The organism is Pseudomonas sp. AKS31 (assembly GCF_023634765.1).
Classification (GTDB): domain Bacteria; phylum Pseudomonadota; class Gammaproteobacteria; order Pseudomonadales; family Pseudomonadaceae; genus Aquipseudomonas.
Genome location: NZ_JAMLFX010000001.1, coordinates 320858 through 338513, shown reverse-complemented (window position 1 = coordinate 338513; position 17656 = coordinate 320858). Strand labels below are relative to the sequence as shown.

At 57.5% G+C, this 17656-nt stretch carries 16 protein-coding genes; 6 read left to right on the top strand and 10 right to left on the bottom strand.

The window, feature by feature from the left end; translation table 11 throughout:
- Positions 1-113: 113 nt before the first annotated feature.
- From M9827_RS01410 to amaB, 9 genes are all read right to left on the bottom strand, one after another.
- Positions 114-1019, bottom strand: coding sequence for a cation diffusion facilitator family transporter (locus M9827_RS01410; protein WP_250602962.1), 906 nt, complete (start codon positions 1017-1019; stop codon positions 114-116).
- Positions 1020-1218: 199 nt separating this feature from the next.
- Complete coding sequence (locus M9827_RS01405; RefSeq protein ID WP_102899433.1) at positions 1219-1983, bottom strand: SDR family oxidoreductase; 765 nt, start codon at positions 1981-1983, stop codon at positions 1219-1221.
- Between the two features lie 840 nt (positions 1984-2823).
- A complete protein-coding gene (locus M9827_RS01400) occupies positions 2824-3540 on the bottom strand; it encodes an ABC transporter ATP-binding protein (protein WP_064388664.1) in 717 nt (238 codons plus the stop codon).
- A complete protein-coding gene (locus tag M9827_RS01395) occupies positions 3537-4409 on the bottom strand; it encodes an ABC transporter ATP-binding protein (RefSeq protein WP_250602961.1) in 873 nt (290 codons plus the stop codon). Before M9827_RS01395 ends, M9827_RS01400 begins: the two co-directional genes overlap by 4 nt.
- Complete coding sequence (gene livM / locus M9827_RS01390) at positions 4406-5707, bottom strand: high-affinity branched-chain amino acid ABC transporter permease LivM (RefSeq protein ID WP_038360429.1); 1302 nt, start codon at positions 5705-5707, stop codon at positions 4406-4408. Before livM ends, M9827_RS01395 begins: the two co-directional genes overlap by 4 nt.
- Before the next feature lie 3 nt (positions 5708-5710).
- On the bottom strand, positions 5711-6625 hold the full coding sequence (locus tag M9827_RS01385; protein ID WP_134175825.1) for an ABC transporter permease subunit: 915 nt from the start codon (positions 6623-6625) through the stop codon (positions 5711-5713).
- 241 nt (positions 6626-6866) lie between these two features.
- Positions 6867-8000: an ABC transporter substrate-binding protein gene (locus tag M9827_RS01380; RefSeq protein ID WP_123470951.1), complete on the bottom strand. Its 1134-nt coding sequence runs from the start codon at positions 7998-8000 to the stop codon at positions 6867-6869.
- Between the two features lie 367 nt (positions 8001-8367).
- Positions 8368-9651, bottom strand: coding sequence for an L-pipecolate oxidase (amaA, locus tag M9827_RS01375; protein WP_250602960.1), 1284 nt, complete (start codon positions 9649-9651; stop codon positions 8368-8370).
- Between the two features lie 143 nt (positions 9652-9794).
- Positions 9795-11285 carry an L-piperidine-6-carboxylate dehydrogenase gene (gene amaB, locus M9827_RS01370; RefSeq protein WP_250602959.1) on the bottom strand — a complete coding sequence of 497 codons (1491 nt, stop codon included), beginning with the start codon at positions 11283-11285 and terminating at the stop codon, positions 9795-9797.
- Positions 11286-11448: 163 nt separating this feature from the next.
- Between amaB and M9827_RS01365 the strand changes: the two genes are divergently transcribed.
- Positions 11449-12354: a LysR family transcriptional regulator gene (locus tag M9827_RS01365; RefSeq protein WP_250602958.1), complete on the top strand. Its 906-nt coding sequence runs from the start codon at positions 11449-11451 to the stop codon at positions 12352-12354.
- Between the two features lie 29 nt (positions 12355-12383).
- On the opposite strand, the gene M9827_RS01360 is transcribed toward M9827_RS01365, so the two are convergent.
- The gene (locus M9827_RS01360; protein WP_250602957.1) at positions 12384-13193 is read right to left on the bottom strand and encodes a helix-turn-helix domain-containing protein; all 810 of its coding nucleotides are present in this window, start codon (positions 13191-13193) and stop codon (positions 12384-12386) included.
- Positions 13194-13367: 174 nt separating this feature from the next.
- Here M9827_RS01360 and M9827_RS01355 point away from each other — a divergent pair, with 174 nt between their 5' ends.
- From M9827_RS01355 to nadE, 5 genes are all read left to right on the top strand, one after another.
- Positions 13368-14834, top strand: a complete 1467-nt coding sequence (locus M9827_RS01355; RefSeq protein WP_250602956.1) for an alanine/glycine:cation symporter family protein — start codon at positions 13368-13370, stop codon at positions 14832-14834.
- A gap of 135 nt (positions 14835-14969) precedes the next feature.
- The gene (locus M9827_RS01350; protein WP_250602955.1) at positions 14970-15239 is read left to right on the top strand and encodes a hypothetical protein; all 270 of its coding nucleotides are present in this window, start codon (positions 14970-14972) and stop codon (positions 15237-15239) included.
- Entirely contained in the window at positions 15232-15486 is a 255-nt protein-coding gene (locus M9827_RS01345; RefSeq protein WP_250602954.1) for a hypothetical protein, read from the top strand. Before M9827_RS01350 ends, M9827_RS01345 begins: the two co-directional genes overlap by 8 nt.
- A gap of 50 nt (positions 15487-15536) precedes the next feature.
- Entirely contained in the window at positions 15537-16760 is a 1224-nt protein-coding gene (gene pncB, locus M9827_RS01340) for a nicotinate phosphoribosyltransferase (RefSeq protein WP_250602953.1), read from the top strand.
- A 4-nt stretch (positions 16761-16764) separates the two neighbouring features.
- Positions 16765-17592, top strand: a complete 828-nt coding sequence (gene nadE / locus M9827_RS01335) for an NAD(+) synthase (RefSeq protein ID WP_093430191.1) — start codon at positions 16765-16767, stop codon at positions 17590-17592.
- The last annotated feature ends 64 nt before the right edge of the window (positions 17593-17656 follow it).

Below are 17656 nucleotides of genomic sequence, written 5' to 3'. Positions count from 1 at the left end.
AGGCTCGCTCCCACAGTTGATTGTGCGGTTCACAAATAGTGTGTTCAGCGCAATTCAATGTGGGAGCGAGCCTGCTCCGGGCGGCGATCCGACGAATGGCCGTTATGCGTTCTCTAAGCGATCCACTTCTTGTCACCGGTAAAGCTGATGGTCAGCCAGCGCGCCGCATCCGGCTTGCCCAGCTTCGCGGAAATCTCCTCACGCAGCGCATCCAGCTGTCCGACATTGCTCAGCGCATAATCCGCCGGCAACACCACATGAATCTCGATGAACCGCGCCCGGCCGTGCTTCTGCACGTACGACACGTAATCGTCGAAACCATGCTCGGTTTTCGCTGCATCCATTACCTGGCGCACCTGATCATCCAGCGTGTCCGGGGCAATCCCCAGGACATCGCGCAGCGCCGGGCCAAGGATCTTGAACGCCGGCGGCAGCATGGTCAGCGCCAGCACGATCAGGATCAGCGGGTCGACATACACCGCCCACTGGCCATAGCCCTGAGACTTGAGCAGCAGCGCCGCGAGGAAACTGATCAACAGGCCCACAGACAGCATCGCGTCCACCAGCCAACTGATGTTGTCGAACTGGATCAGGCTGGATTTGAGCTTGCGATTGCGGTGCCGCACGTAGAAGAAGTAGGCGAACTCGACAACGGTAAACACCGCTGCATAAATGATCACCAGCCCCAGCTCGATCTCACGGCCACCGTTGATGATGCCGAACACGCCGTTGAGAAACGCGTAGATCGCGATCAGCATCAGAAAGCTGCCTTCGATCAGCAGCACCATCGGCTCCAGATGCCAGAAACCGAACTGGAAACGGTGGTTGCTCTCCTTGGCGATCAGCTTGGCGGTGATCAGCATCAGGACTTTGATGAACGTTGCGATCAGCGAGAAAAAACCATCGAACAGGATGGATTGCGAACCAGAAACAAAACCGGTGACGATCCCGGCAATCGCCACGGCCAACATCAGAATGGTCGATTGTTTGAGCAGTGCCTGCTCACCTCGGTTACTCACTTTGACTCCTCGAAAACCTTGAAAACCGCGGGGTGCGGTTGGGTTGTTGCGAGGGGAGTTTACCTTATCGCCATTTTTTGCCTGTTCTGGCCTCATCGCTGGCAAGCCAGCTGCCACAAGTATCGAGCCGTTCACAAGATTTGTGTACGCCAATAAACCTGTGGGAGCTGGCTTGCCAGCGATTGGCCGTAACGCGGTGTCAGGCCTTATTGCGCTCGATGGCAAAACCCGCCCAGGTCTGGCTCACCGGCATCAATTCCAGGCTGTTGATGTTGATGTGCGCCGGCGCATTCATCACCCAGAAAATCGTCTCGGCAATGTCCTGCGGCTGGATCGGCTCGGCACCCGCGTAGGTCGCGTTGTAGCGTTCCTGATCACCGGCAAAACGCACCAGCGAGAACTCACTCTCGCACAGCCCTGGCTCGATGTTGCTGACCCGCACCCCCGTGCCCTGCAAGTCGCAGCGCAGGTTCAGCGAGAACTGTTTAACGAACGCCTTGGTCGCGCCATACACATGGCTGCCCGGGTACGGATAGTTGCCCGCGATGGAGCCAAGGTTGACGATGCCGGCGCCACGGCCATGGGCAATCAGGCGCGGCAATAGCAAGCGGGTGGCGTACATCAAGCCTTTGACGTTGGTGTCGACCATGGTGTCCCAATCGTCCAGATCGCATTTCGGCGCCGGGTCCACGCCCAGGGCCAGACCTGCGTTGTTGATCAGGCCACGCAGTTTGGCGAACGATGGCGGCAAGTTGGCAATCGCCTCCTCCATCGCCTTGCGATCACGCACATCGAGCACCAGGCCATGCACTTCGGTTTGCTTCGACAATTCAGCACACAGGGCGGTGAGGCGTTCTTCACGACGGCCGGTCAGCACCAGTTTCCAGCCAGCCTCGGCAAAACGGCGGGCACAGGCTTCACCAAATCCGGACGTCGCGCCGGTGATAAACAGGGTGTTGGACATCGTGTTCTCCTTGCTTCGGCCGCCGGGGCAGGCCTTGGATGTGAAAATCAGCAGGCAGCATGCCCGCCCGCGCATTCACGGGCAACTCCCACAACCTGTACAAAAAACAAACAACCCTGCCAACGCCATAGCCACCGTGGCCTGTAGCCATGTGCACGCATGTTATCCACAGTCCCTTCCACAGTTTCCGGGGGCAACTGGAATCGCGCAAAGCCGCGCCATACAAGGCTTTGCGGGGGAAATAGAAATTTTTTTGCTTGACCCTGAAGCGGCAGATGTGCGGCCTATGGCGTTTTGCACGACCGACCGGTCAGCGCAGTGATTGCGCGAGGCCAGTAATTACGGCCCTCAGCGCCGTCTTTCCAGAGTTTAATCACAGACTTATCCACAGGCTCGTCGACGGGTAATGATCAATGGAGTGACGTCTATAAAAAGGTTGACAACGACGTCTTCGGCTCCTGTAAAAACGCCTGATCAAAAAACAGCCACATCCTTGCAGGCCACGTATTACAAGGCGTGCAGCTATATACACCCACGTTATTCACAGCCAGCTCCACAGTAACCGGGGACAAGTCAAAACTGTGGAAAAACAGCCATTTGCAGCGTCTATATGTCGCGCTTTGGCAGCTTGGGGAATTTGTTTTCCACAATTCCACGCAAGACTTGAAATCACTGATCAATTCCCTGTAGGAGCAGCCAAAGGCTGCGATCTTTTGGTCTTTAAAGACAACATCAAAAGATCGCAGCCTTCGGCAGCTCCTACACAGGCGTGCGGTATGTTTGAGGAATGAAAAAGCCCCGGGACTTGCGTCGCCGGGGCTGTGCATAACGCGAAAAGAATCAGTGCCCGCCCAGATAGGCGTTACGAACCTCCTCGTTCACCAGCAACTCTTTGCCCGTGCCCGTCAGGCGAATCTCGCCGTTGACCATCACATATGCGCGGTCCGACAGCTTCAGCGCATGGTTGGCGTTCTGCTCGACGAGGAAGATGGTCATGCCGGTTTTCGCCAGTTCGCGCAGGGTTGCGAAGATCTGCTTCACCACGATCGGTGCCAGGCCGAGGCTAGGTTCATCAAGCAGCAACAACTTCGGCCGACTCATCAACGCCCGGGCAATGGCGAGCATTTGCTGCTCCCCCCCGGACATGGTCATCGCCCGCTGATTGCGCCGCTCTTCAAGCCGTGGGAACAGCTCGAACATGCGCTGCATGTCCTCTTTGGCGTACTTGTCGCCAATCGGGATGGTGCCCATCAGCAGGTTTTCCTCGACGGTCATGTCGGGGAACACTCGCCGCCCTTCCGGCGATTGCGCGATGCCGTTGGAGGCGATGTAGTGCGAGGACTTGTGGGTGATGTCGACGCCTTGATACAGGATCTGCCCGCCCGCCGCCCGTGGCTGGCCGAAGATCGACATCAGCAACGTCGATTTGCCCGCGCCGTTGGAGCCGATCAGGCTGACGGTTTCCCCTTCGTTGATTTGCAGCGAGACACCTTTGAGGGCCTGAATCGGGCCGTAAAAGACGTCGAGGTCTTTGAGTTCGAGGATCGGTTGGGTCATGCCACTTCCTCTTCATCGGCGCCCAGATAGGCCGCGATCACTTTTGGATCATTGCGGATCGCTTCAGGCCCGCCTTCAGCGATGACGACGCCGTGGTCCAGCACCACGATGTGATCGGAAATACTCATCACCATGCCCATGTCGTGTTCAATCAGCACCACGGTCAGATCATGCTCGTCGCGCAGCAACCGGATCATCGCGCTGAGCGCTTCGGTTTCCTGAGGGTTGAGGCCGGCGGCGGGTTCGTCGAGACAGATGATCTGCGGCCGCGTGCACATGGCCCGGGCGATCTCCAGACGACGCTGTTGACCGTACGAGAGTTCACCGGCGAGCCGGTTGGCGCAATCCACCAGATCGACCACTTCCAGCCAGTAGAACGCGCAATCCAGCGCGTCGCTTTCGGCCTTGCGGTAGCCCTTGGTATTGAGGATGCCGGCAAGCATGTTGCGGTTGACCCACATGTGCTGGGCCACCAGCAGGTTTTCCAGCACCGACATTTCCTTGAACAGGCGAATGTTCTGGAAGGTTCGGGCCAGGCCTGCACGGTTCACCAGATGGGTGCCGCCGAACATCTTGTAGTACAGGCGGCTGAGGAAAGATTTCGGCGAAACGAAGTCGGTCGGTTTGAACGATTCGCCGAGCAACTGAATGACGTTGGTCTGCTGGCCGCGCACGTTGAGTTCGATCTTGCCGCCCGAGGCTTTATAGAAACCGGTCAGGCAGTTGAACACCGTAGTCTTGCCGGCGCCGTTGGGGCCGATCAAGGCGAAGATCGAGTTGCGTTTGACCTTCAGGCTGACATCGCTCAACGCCTTGATGCCACCGAAATGCATCATCAGTTTTTCAACAGAGAGTACGACTTCACTCATGGCGCAGTCCTCTCATAGTGAATGGCACCTTTGCGTGGAGTGACCCCGGTACGGCTGATGCGAATCAGCCCGCGTGGTCGCCAGATCATCATCAACACCATCAGGATGCCGAACAGCAGCACGCGGTATTCAGCGAAGCCGCGCAGTAATTCCGGGGCGACAGTCAGCACGAATGCGGCGATCACCACACCGATGGTCGAACCCATGCCGCCGAGCACGACGATGGCGAGGATCAATGCCGATTCGAAGAAAGTGAACGAGGTCGGGTTGACGAAGCCTTGGTAGGTCGCGAAGAACACACCGGCGAGGCCGGCCGTCGATGCACCGATGGTGAACGCCGAGAGTTTGACCAGCACGTGGTTGAGGCCCATCGAACGGCAGGCAATTTCATCTTCCCGCAAGGCTTCCCAGGCGCGACCGACCGGCATTTTCACCAGCCGATGCTTGATGTACAGCACAGCCAGTACCACGAGGAACAACACCGCGTAGATGAAGTAGTACTTCACGTCCGGGTTGTAGGCGATGCCGAAGAACTCGTGAAACGGCACCCCGCCATCTTTCGCCCGCTTGCCGAACTCCAGACCGAAGAACGTCGGCAGCGGTGCTGGCATGCCGTTCGGGCCGCCAGTCAGTGACAACCAGTTGTTGAGGACCAGGCGAATGATTTCACCAAAGCCCAGAGTCACGATCGCCAGGTAGTCGCCATGCAGACGCAGCACCGGGAAACCGAGGATGCAACCGGCCAGACCGGCAGTGATCGCCGCCAGCGGCAGCACCGTCCAGAAACCCAGACCGAGATACTGATAACCGAGCGCCAGTCCGTAGGCACCGATGGCGTAGAACGCCACGTAACCGAGGTCGAGCAGACCGGCCAGACCGACCACGATGTTCAACCCCAGCCCCAGCAGCACGTAGATCAACCCGAGGATGACCACGCCGAGCAGGTAAGAGTTGGAGACAAACGGCACGATGACGGCCAGCACAATCAGCAGCGGGATGATCCAGCGCAGCGAGGATTTGTGATCGGCAGGCAGCACATGCACACCGGAACCGGTGCTCTCGAATCCGTCGAGAATCTTCAGGCCCTTGGGTGTTTGCAGGAACAGGCTGAGGGCAAAGCGACCGACCATGACAATGCCGATGATCCAGGCCACGCGAGTCGGTTCGAGGTTGAAGCTGTAACCTTCGAGCACGACACCGACAATCGGACCAAAAACGATCAGGGCAATCAGGCCGGCAAGAATCGCCTCAACCAGGCTTTTTTTGATATCAATGCTTTTTTGAGTGGTTGAAGACATCGCTTACACCTTCGACACAAGAGGACGGCCCAACAGACCCTGCGGCCGGAAGACCAGAACAAGTACGAGCAGCGAGAAGCTGAACACGTCTTTGTAGTCGGAGTTGACCAGGCCGGAGAACAGCGACTCGGAGATGCCGAGGATGATCCCGCCGAGCATGGCCCCGGGCAATGAACCGATCCCGCCGAGTACCGCTGCGGTGAACGCCTTGATGCCGATAATGAAGCCGGCATAGAAGTCGAAAGTGCCGTAGTTCATGGTGATCAGCACGCCGGCCAGCGCCGCCATGGCTGCACCGATGATGAACACGTAGGAAATGACCCGATCGGTGTTGATGCCGAGGATCGAAGCCATCTTGCGGTCTTGCTGGGTCGCACGGCACATGCGGCCGAGCTTGGTGTATTTGATGATGTAGGTCAGCAGCCCCATGCCGACGAAGGCGGCCACCAGGATGAAGACTTTGGTGTAGGTCAGTTGCACGAAGCCGGTACCGACTTCAACACGCCAGGCACCGCTCAGCAGGGTAGGCACACCCTGTTGTTTGGCGCCCTGGGCGATCTGTGCATAGTTTTGCAGGATCAGGGAGATGCCGATGGCGCTGATCAACGGTGCCAGTCGGGTGGAGTTGCGCAGGGGTTTGTAAGCGACACGCTCGATGACCCAGCCATATACCGCCGTGACGACGATGGTGAAGATCAGCGTGCCGAGCATCAGCAGTGGGAAAGATTCGATACCGAAGTAAGCCAGCAGAGCCAGACTGATTGCCGCCAGGTAAGCGGAAATCATGTAAACCTCGCCGTGGGCGAAGTTGATCATGCCGATGATGCCGTAGACCATTGTGTAGCCGATGGCGATCAGGCCATAGACCGACCCGAGGGTCAGGCCGTTGACCAGTTGCTGCAGGAAAATACCATCCATAACGCAATCTCACGCAGTGAGAACCTGCACACCCGAGGTGTGCGGTTCTTCTAGGAAAAATACAGATTTACGTCGGAGCAATGTCAGAGCGCGAACAGTTCGAACACCACAGGACCTTGTGGGAGCTGGCTTGCCAGCGATAGCGGTAGAACATTCAACACAGTTGTCGACTGTCAGGCCGTCATCAGGGGCAAGCCCGCTCCCACAGGGATTGGCGGAGTTCAAAGGGTCGCGTCAGCCCTTACTTCTGTTTTTCCAGCTGGTGATATTTGCCGTCCTTGTCCCACTGGTAAACCACGTAGTCGGACACTTTCAGGTCGCCCTTGGAGTCCCAGGTTTTTTCGCCCATTACGGTTTTCACCGGGTTGGCCTTCAGCCACTTGGCAGCGGCTTCGCCGTCGTTTTTCTTCGCGCCGTTGAACGCGGCCGCCAGGGTCTGCACCGAAGCGTAGGCGTACAGGGTGTAGCCCTCAGGTTCGGTACCGGCCTTGCGGAAGGCGTCTACCACGGTCTTGCTGTCTGGCAGCAGGCGTGGGTCGGCGCCGAAGGTCATCAGCACGCCGTCAACGAATTGCGGACCGCCGGCGGTGGTCACCAGTTCGTCGGTCACAATGCCGTCATCGGACATGAACTTGACGTCTTTCAGGCCTTGTTCACGCAATTGGCGAACCAGCGGGCCGGCCTCCGGGTGCAGGCCGCCGAAGTAGACGACGTCGGCGCCAGCGCCACGGATCTTGGTGACGATGGTGCTGAAGTCTTTTTCGCCACGGGTCAGGCCTTCGTACAACACGGGCGTCACGCCGCGTTTGACCAGTTGTGCCTTGGTGGCATCCGCCAGGCCTTGGCCGTAGGTGTCTTTGTCGTGCAGCACGACGACTTTCTTGCCCTTGAGTACGTCGACGATGTAATCGCCGGCCACAATGCCTTGCTGGTCATCACGCCCGCACATACGAAACATCGCGCTGAGGCCACGCTCGGTAACTTGTGGGTTGGTCGAACCCGGGGTGATCGCGATGATCCCGGCTTCGTCGTAGATTTCCGACGCTGGAATGGTCGAAGAGGAGCAGAAGTGACCGACTACACCGGCGACTTTCTGGTTGGTGAGGTCCTTGGCGACCGTCACGGCCTGCTTCGGCTCGCAGGCGTCATCGCCCTTGACCAGTACGATTTTCTCCCCGTTGACGCCGCCTGCTGCGTTGACTGCGTCAGCCGCCGCCTGTGCACCCTTCATGTACTGCTCGCCAAATGCCGCGTTGGCGCCCGTCATTGGACCCGCTACACCGATTTTCACATCAGCTTGAGCAAACGCAGAAACACCCAACGCAGTAGCCACTGCGAGGGCCAGAAAGCCTTTCTTGTAAAACGTCTGGGACATGAGGTGGTGCTCCAAGGTTTTTTTAGTTGGCACTGCGACTTCACTTCACTGAATGCTCTGAGCAAGGGCCGTGCCATCGGTTTTTTATTCTTCAAAAAGTCGCTGCTTTCTTGTTATTTCGACTGTTTCGTTCCCATTTTCATTGGGCGTGCAACCGTCTAAACCGCGGAAGGTGAAACCATTTATTTTTTCAGGCGCAACCCGCACGCGCCATCATTGCAACCGCGGCGCCAAACGACGTGCAACCAGCCTGTAACAGCCCGCGTCACCGAACTGCACACTGCTGGTGCGGGACTGCTACAACCCGCACCATTACAGGCTAGTCGCTACGTGAAAAAGCGCCGCTTCCGGCAACATATTTCAACACTCAAATCACAATGCGCAGGCACTGGCCCGCGTGATACAGCGAGAACCCGGCCTCGTACAGGCAACTGCGCAGGCCTGCACCCGCCAAGGGCTGCATCGGTGCAAACGGAATCGGCAGGGCTTGAGGATTTCCGTTACACAGGTAATCCGCGAAAGCCTTGCCGACCACGGTGCCGGTGGTGACGCCACGGCCGTTGTAACCGGTGACGGCCACCAGTCCCGGCGCCGGTTCGAACAGGCGCATGAGGTGATCAGGGGTAAACGCGATACGCCCGGTCCAGGTGCATTCCCACTCGACGGGTTTCAGATGGGGGAAGTAATGCTGTTGCACGCGATCGGCCCAGGCTTTGAGAAACCAGGTCGGTTTCTGATTGCCGTTGCCCAGGCTGCCGAGCAACAGCCGCCCTTCTTTGTCACGGCGGATGCTGCTCAGCACCTGCCGCGTATCCCACGAGCCCTGCCCGCCCGGGAGGATTTCCTGCGCGGCGTCCTCGCTCAGCGGCACCGAAGCGACCTGATAGTAATAACCGGGGAAGAAGTTGCGCTTGAGTTCGGTCCAGTCGCCTTCGGTGTAAGCGTTGGAGGCGATGACCACTTGCTCGGCGAGAACCGAACCGTGTTCGGTCTGCACCGACCATTTCGCGCCCTGACGCTCAAGGCGAGTGACCGGAGAATGATCGAACAGTTGCCCGCCGAGACTGCTTACCGCATTGACCAGCCCGGTGACATAGGCCATCGGGTTGAGCGTGCCGGCGCGACGATCGAGCAACGCAGCGGCAATTTTTTGCGTGCCGGTGGCTTGCTCGCAGGCCTTGCCGGTCAGCAGTTCGACCGGCGCACCACGGCGCTTCCATTGTTGTTCACGACTGCGCAGATCCGCCTCGCCCTTGGCGTTGTGCGCCATGTGCAGGGTGCCTTCGCGGCGCAACTGGCAATCGATGCTGTATTTATCCACAAGGCTGAACACCAGCGCTGGCGCCGCCCCGAGCATACGGTTGAGCTGACTGCCGACTGCTTCGCCGAAACCGGCTTCGATCTCGTCCGGCGGGATCCACAGGCCGGCGTTGACCAGCCCGACGTTGCGTCCGGAACCGCCGTGCCCGGCGCGATGAGCCTCCAGCACGCAGACGCTTTTGCCTTTTTCCAACAGATGCAGCGCCGCCGACAACCCGGTGAATCCGGCGCCGATCACGCAGACATCGACTTTGACTTCGCCCCTGAGCGCGGTGTTATCCGGCCTTTGTGGCGTGAGTTTTTCCCACAGACATTCTTCGCGTAACGGCATTGCCAGACTCCAACAGAAACCTAACCAATTGCGTTGTGGGCACTAAAAAGATCGCAGCCTTCGGCAGCTCCTACAAAACCGCAGCCAACCGCAGCCCTGTAGGAGCTGCCGAAGGCTGCGATCTTTTCAGCTTTTTCTCAACCTCAGTCGAATGTGATGCCCTGCGCCAGCGGCAACTCCAGCGAGTAGTTCACGGTGTTGGTCTGGCGGCGCATGTACGCGCGCCACGCATCGGAGCCGGACTCACGACCGCCACCGGTTTCCTTCTCGCCACCAAAAGCGCCGCCGATTTCGGCACCGCTCGGGCCGATGTTGACGTTGGCGATACCGCAATCACTGCCCACCGCCGACATGAACTGCTCGGCTTCACGCACGTCAGTGGTGAAAATGCACGACGACAAGCCTTGTGGCACTGCGTTATTCAGGCGCAGCGCTTCCTGGAAATCGCTGTAACCGACCACGTAGAGGATCGGCGCAAAAGTTTCGCTGCAGACCACGTCGCTCTGCTCCGGCATTTCAACGATGGCCGGCGAAACGTAGTAAGCGTTAGGGAATTGATCTTCGAGTTGGCGCTTGCCGCCGAACACCCGGCCGCCCTCGCTCAATGCCTGTTCCAGCGCGTCCTGCATGTTTTCGAAGCTGTGCTTGTCGATCAGCGGGCCGACCAGATTGCCTTCCAGCGGATTGCCGATGCGCACTTTCGAGTACGCGGCTTTGAGGCGGGTGACGATTTCTTCCTTCACCGACTCATGGGCAATCAGCCGACGCAGGGTGGTGCAACGCTGCCCAGCCGTACCCACGGCGCTGAACAGAATCGCCCGTACCGCCATGTCGAGATCCGCGCTCGGGCCGAGGATCATCGCGTTGTTACCGCCCAATTCCAGAATGCTGCGAGCGAAACGAGCGGCGACTTTCGGCGCCACTTCGCGGCCCATGCGTGTGCTGCCAGTGGCGCTGATCAACGCAACACGGGGGTCATCGACCAAGGCTTCGCCAGCGTCGCGACCACCAATAATCACCTGGCAAAGGTTCGCTGGCGCATCGGTAAAATTCTTCACCACGCGGTCGAACAATGCCTGGCAGGCCAGTGCGGTCAGCGGGGTTTTCTCCGATGGTTTCCACACCACCGGGTTGCCGCAGACCAGCGCCAGCGTGGTGTTCCACGCCCACACCGCAACCGGGAAGTTGAACGCGCTGATCACCCCGACCACGCCCAGCGGATGCCAGGTTTCGCGCATGTGATGGCCCGGGCGCTCGGAGGCGATGGTCAAACCGTACAACTGGCGGGACAGGCCGACGGCAAAATCGCAGATGTCGATCATCTCCTGCACTTCACCCAGGCCTTCCTGAGTGATCTTGCCGGCCTCCCACGACACCAGCTCGCCAAGATCGGCCTTGTACTCGCGCAGCACTTCACCGAATTGACGCACCAACTCGCCGCGACGCGGGGCCGGCACCTTGCGCCATTGCTCGAACGCATGATCTGCGCGACTGATGTGCTGCTCGACTTCGGCCGGGCCTTCCCAGTTCACGGCGGCAATGCGGCTGCCGTCGATCGGCGAATGCACCGGCACTTTGCCGTCCTGATAAAGGGCCGGGTTCACACCAAGACGATCAAGCAATGCGGCAACCATGGGTCACTCCTCAAGCAAAAAACTGAATGTGTGCGGACGCTTTTTCGCGACCGGGCAGGCCTTTAGTTGTAGCGTCACAATGGCGAGGCAACAAACGACCTTTACGCGAGATATCATTCCGTTTATTCATGCTGGGCATAGAAAGACAAGAAAAGGATCAGCCATGCTGAACAAACGCCACTTGCCGTCGATCACCGCATTGCAGTGTTTCGAGGCCGTGACCCGCCACCTGAGTTTCACCCGCGCCGCCGAGGAGCTGAACCTGACCCAGAGCGCAGTGAGCAAACAGGTAGCGCAGCTTGAAGAGCTGTTGCAGCATTTGTTGTTCCGCCGGGTGCGTCGGCGTTTGCAGATGACCCCGGCCGGGGATTTGTACTTGGTAGAAGTACGAAAAATTCTCTCGCAAGTGGAGATGTCGACGCATTACCTGCGTTCCTACGGTGGCGAAACCGAAGTCCTGCGCGTCTCCACGCCATCGACCTTCGGCGCGCGCTGGCTGGTGCCGCGCCTGAAAGGCTGGCGTCTGCGCCATCCATCGATTCACCTGGATTTGTGTAACGAACAAGAAGCGGATGACCTGCTGCAAGGGCGCAGCGACCTGGCGTTCTATTTTGGTCAGGGCTCACGGCCCGGCACTGAATGCCTGAAGTTGTTCGGCGAAGAACTGGTACCGGTGTGCGCGCCGGGCAGCCTGCCGAACACGCCGTTCACTGATCCGACGCAACTTACCGATCTGGTCCTCCTGCAAAATGCCTCGCGCCCGCAAGCCTGGCACGACTGGTTCGACAGCCAGGGCTACCAGACCGAACACAGCTACCACGGGCCGCGTTTCGAAACCTTTTATATGTGCATTCGTGCCGCGCAGGTTGGCTGCGGTGTGGCGTTGTTGCCGCGGTTTCTGGTGGAGGAGGAATTGGCCGACGGCAAACTGGTCATTCCCTGGCAGCATGCAATGCCCAGTTCCGACGCCTATTACCTGGCGTACCCGGAACACGCGGCGGAAGTGCCCAAAGTGCGGGACTTTGTGAAGTGGATGCTGGAGCAGATCGACAGCCCCACGGCCGACTGAACCCTGCGGTAGCTCCTGCAAGGACGGGGTCAGGCGATAACAAACAGACCGTCCACAACCTGAGCTTGAGCAAGGCGTGCGCGCAGATCGGCGTCGATAGCGCAATCATTCGGCTTGTACAACCTTACGCGCCGATAGGCATCGGCCCGATTGATTTCCTGCCCGAGATACTCCCAGACAATCCTTGAACATGAGGGAGCACGATGATCTGCTGCAGAAACCCCAAGCTTCAAACCATTGAGCCGAGTGATACAGCTTTTGAAACTTGGGATCAGAATGGTTTGGCTGATCTCATTTGACGTCAGCGATTCATAATCGACGAAAAACAAGCGATCTCGCAGGTAGTAGGCAACACCCAAATATCGATACGTTTCAAAATCTTCGCCAACCCTGGCGATCTGTAAGCGCTCGTTTCGCTCATAGACAACGTCATCACCCTCCTGCCGTACATGCACGAGCGAACACAGAATAGAGCCGGGTTCAGTCATTGCGATGTAGTACTCATAGTAATAACCGATGTGGGCTTTCAGCTCAGGTGAGGACTGTTTGCGCAGGTGTTCATGCATGATGCGTGATGCCGCCACTTCTCCCGAGGCCTGACTCTTATTGGACTTAACGCCAATCAATGCGACAAATTGCTCAGGTGGCAGCGCTATTTCAAACGCTTCCACGCCAAAAAAGTCGCAGATTCGCTTCAGATTGAAAGGTGTGGGGATGCTTTTTCCACACAGATACTTATTGAATTGCCCACGATTAATTCGAAGTTTCCTACAAACTTCCGCGACAGATCTGTAGTGACTACACAGCAGCCTCAAGTTAGCCGGAAGAAACTCACACATACAACGCCCCAATAAAAATCAAGAGGCGGCAACCATAGCAGCAACTCGCATCACATTTAAGCAACTTGCGAAATTGCATCGAATGAAATATGGCTGGATATTACGAATCCTGAAAGTCCTCAGGACTGACAACACTATTAATTCGCCAGCACTCTAAATAGCAAGGAGCTTTGAATGCTAGACGTCATCAACGACTTTCTGTCGAGCAAGGTATTGATACCTTTGGTTCTTGGACTGGGAGTCTATTTCACTGTCCGCTCAGGATTTGTCCAGCTCAGATACTTCCCCCATATGTTCGGTGTTTTACGGAGAAGCTGGCATGCCGACAGCCATCAATTGAGTTCATTTCAGGCCCTGACACTTAGCCTTGCCGGACGTGTCGGTACCGGCAATATCGTCGGGGTGGGGATTGCTGTGAGCATGGGTGGACCCGGTGCAGTGTTCTGGATGTGGATGACCGCTCTTCTGGGCATGTCGAGCAGCTTCTTCGAATGCACGTTGGGACAACTCTATAAACGTAGCGATGGCAAAGGCCTGTATCGAGGGGGCCCCTCCTGGTATATCCAGCACGGTCTGGACAAGCGCTGGCTCGGGATGGTCGTGGCCGTGTTATTGCTGGTGACCTTTGGTTTTGCAATCAATGGTCTCGAGTCCCATGCCGTATCCCACTCGCTAAAAGATGCGTTTGGTCTGCCACCGATGTGGTCGGGGCTAGCAATTTCTTTGATGCTGGGAGCTGTCTTCGTTGGCGGGATAAAACGTATCGCTGCAGTAGCCGACCTACTGGTTCCTCTGAAGGTTCTCGCCTACGTCGGCGTAACGGCCTATGTGATCGTTCTGCAGTACGATCAGGTACCGGCGATGCTGATGACCATTATCAAAAGCGCATTCGGTCTGGATCAGGCGTTTGGTGGACTGATGGGCAGCGCAATCATCATGGGGGTCAGACGCGGGGTATTTTCCAACGAGGCAGGACTGGGCAGTGCTCCCAATGTCGCCTCAGTCGCGAAGATCGACCACCCGGTTGCACAAGGCGCGGTACAAGCACTGAGTGTGTTCATCGATACATTCGTCATCTGCACCTGTACTGCGCTACTGATTTTGCTATCAGGTTTCTACACGCCGGGATTTGAAGGTGACGGGATCGCTCTGGCACAGAACTCGCTGGCAGCCGTCGTTGGGGAATGGGGGCGAATGTTTATCAGCGTGGTGCTAGCCTTATTCGTCTTCACGGCAATGCTTTACAACTATTATCTGGGGGAAAACAGCCTCCGGTTCATGTTGGGTGAACCTCGAAAAATGCTGATTTTCTATCGTGTAATGGTGTTGATATTAGTGTTCTGGGGCTCCGTCGAAGACCTGTCCACTGTTCTGGCTTTTGCAGACATCACCATGACGCTGCTGGCGCTTGTCAACCTGGTAGCCATGCTCCTGCTCTTCAACATCAGCATGCGTGTTCTGCGCGACTACGACGAACAACGCCGTGCTGGCATCAAGACGCCCGTGTTCGACTCAAGAAAATTCCTTGATCTGGATCTTGATCCTTTAGCGTGGCCCCCGCAGCACGACGGCTCAGGAACAATGATTCGTATCGAACCCGCTCTTTCCTCAAGCGTAAGCAAACAGCCCATTCAGGCTTAGACCGGGCAGGTGCAAAGCCATTAAAACGATTAATGGCTTTACAGCAACTACACCAACACACTGCAAACTTAAAATCTAAAGAACAATAAACTCTTCGATCTGTCACGCCTAAAACAAACTGAAGGACTTTACCCCATGAATCGTTTTTACCCCCTAAAAGCAAATGCAACCAATAACCCTACATACTTCATAGACTCACACGCCACACCTAACCAATTATTTGAAGATGCCTGTTTCAGAATTCGCGCCGCCACCGGCCTCTTGGAGTCTTTCACTTTAGTTACCATTAAAGGCACCAATGATTCTGACTTTTATAGACTGATACTTCCGGCTTACGTATTACTTCAGGACGGCGTCGACACACTGGAACAGATCACCTTCAAAGGAGGTGCCATTCATGTATAAAATCGTCACCCACGAAATGCTCAGAGCCGCTTTTATTAAAGCAGTTGAAATTAATCTGATACCTAAACACTCTTTATTAGCCGATTTTTTAAAAAGCGGCCAACGGCTTGAGCAGGTCATTCAAGCCGCACTTGAGGTACAACCGAAAATGAACAATTTTTGCGGGCTAAGGTGTATGGCTTCAGCGGATCTTTCACCTGAAAGCAAAAAAGCACTGGCAATCCCCACCGCTGATATGCGCCACTAGCGCCATCGAATGAGACCGCGCACAGGCGCGGCGCACCTGGAGACCCCGTTATGAGCGAGAGCGTGTTTGCCGATCGCATCGTGCAGAACCTGCTCGACACCGACTTCTACAAACTGACGATGATGCAGGCGGTGCTGCACAACTACCCCAACGTCGAAGTCGAATGGGAGTTCCGTTGCCGTAATAGCGAGGATCTGCGCCCGTATCTGGCCGAGATCCGCTTTCAGATCGAGCGTCTGGCCGAACTGAGCCTGAGCGCCGATCAACTGAGCTTTCTCGAGCGCATCAGCTTCCTCAAGCCGGACTTCCTGCGTTTTCTCGGACTGTTCCGCTTCAACCTGCGCTATCTGCACACCGGTATCGAGAACGGCGAGCTGTTCATCCGCCTGCGCGGGCCGTGGCTGCATGTGATTCTCTACGAAGTGCCGTTGCTGGCGATCGTCAGCGAAGTGCGCAACCGTTATCGCTACCGTGAAACCGTGCTTGAGCAGGCGCGCGAACAGCTCTATCGCAAGTTCGACTGGCTGACCGCCAACGCCTCGCCTGATGAATTGTCGCAACTGCAAGTCGCCGATTTCGGCACCCGCCGGCGTTTTTCATTTGGCGTGCAGGCCGAAGTGGTGAATGTGCTCAAACACGATTTCCCCGGACGTTTCGTCGGCACCAGCAACGTGCACCTGTCCCGCGAGCTGGACATGAAACCGCTGGGCACCATGGCCCACGAATGGATCATGGCCCACCAGCAACTCGGCCCGCGCCTGATCGACAGCCAGATCGCCGCGCTCGATTGCTGGGTCCGCGAATACCGTGGCCTGCTCGGGATCGCGCTCACCGATTGCATCACCACCGATGCCTTCCTCGGCGACTTCGACCTGTTCTTCGCCAAGCTGTTTGACGGTCTGCGCCATGACTCCGGCGATCCGGTGGCGTGGGGCGAAAAATGCATCGCGCATTACCACAAGCTCGGCATCGATCCGATGAGCAAGACGCTGGTGTTCTCCGACAGCCTGACCCTGCCCAAGTCGTTGGAGATCTTCCGGGCGCTGCACGGGCGGATCAACGTCAGCTTCGGCATCGGTACCAACCTCACCTGTGACATTCCGGGTGTCGAACCGATGAGCATCGTGCTTAAAATGACCGCCTGCAACGGCCAACCGGTGGCGAAGATCTCCGACGAGCCAGGCAAGACCCACTGTAAAGACCCGAATTTTGTCGCCTATTTGCGACACGTTTTCCAGGTTCCTGCCGATTCCAGTCTATCTAGCAAGGAGTGAATTCATGCAAGCCGTACAGCGTGAGATTGCTGAACAGCTCAAGGTGCAACCGCCGTTCGCCGACCACAAGGCGCTGCAGGCCGAAGTCGCCCGGCGTATTACCTTTATTCAGGATTGCCTGGTCAATTCCGGACTCAAGACGCTGGTACTGGGCATCAGCGGCGGCGTCGACTCGCTGACCGCCGGCCTGCTGGCCCAGCGGGCGATGCGCGAGCTGCGCGACCAGACCGGCGACAACAGCTACAAATTCATTGCCGTACGGCTGCCGTACGAAACCCAGTTCGACGAGCACGACGCTCAGGCTTCGGTGGACTTCATCGCCCCGGACGAACGCCACACGGTCAACATCGGCCCGGCGGTGAAGTCGCTGGCCAGTGAAGTCGCGGCATTCGAAGGCAAGCACGCGGTGTCGGTGGACTTCGTGCTGGGCAATACCAAGGCGCGGATGCGCATGGTTGCGCAGTACACCATCGCCGGCGCGGCGCACGGTCTGGTGATCGGCACCGATCATGCGGCGGAAGCGGTGATGGGCTTCTTCACCAAGTTCGGTGACGGCGCTTGTGATCTGGCACCGCTCAGCGGTCTGGTGAAGAATCAGGTTCGCGCGATTGCCCGCAGCTTTGGCGCGCCGGAATCGCTGGTCGAGAAAGTGCCAACGGCGGATCTGGAAGACCTGTCGCCAGGCAAACCGGATGAAGCATCGCACGGCGTGACCTATGCCGAGATCGATGCGTTCCTGCACGGTGAGCCGGTGCGTCAGGAAGCGTTCGACATCATCGTCGCGACCTACAACAAGACCCATCACAAGCGTGTGATGCCGTTTGCGCCGTAAGCGCTGATGGAATGAAAAAGCCCGCTGAGGAGTGATCCTCAGCGGGCTTTTCTTTGGCCATTGC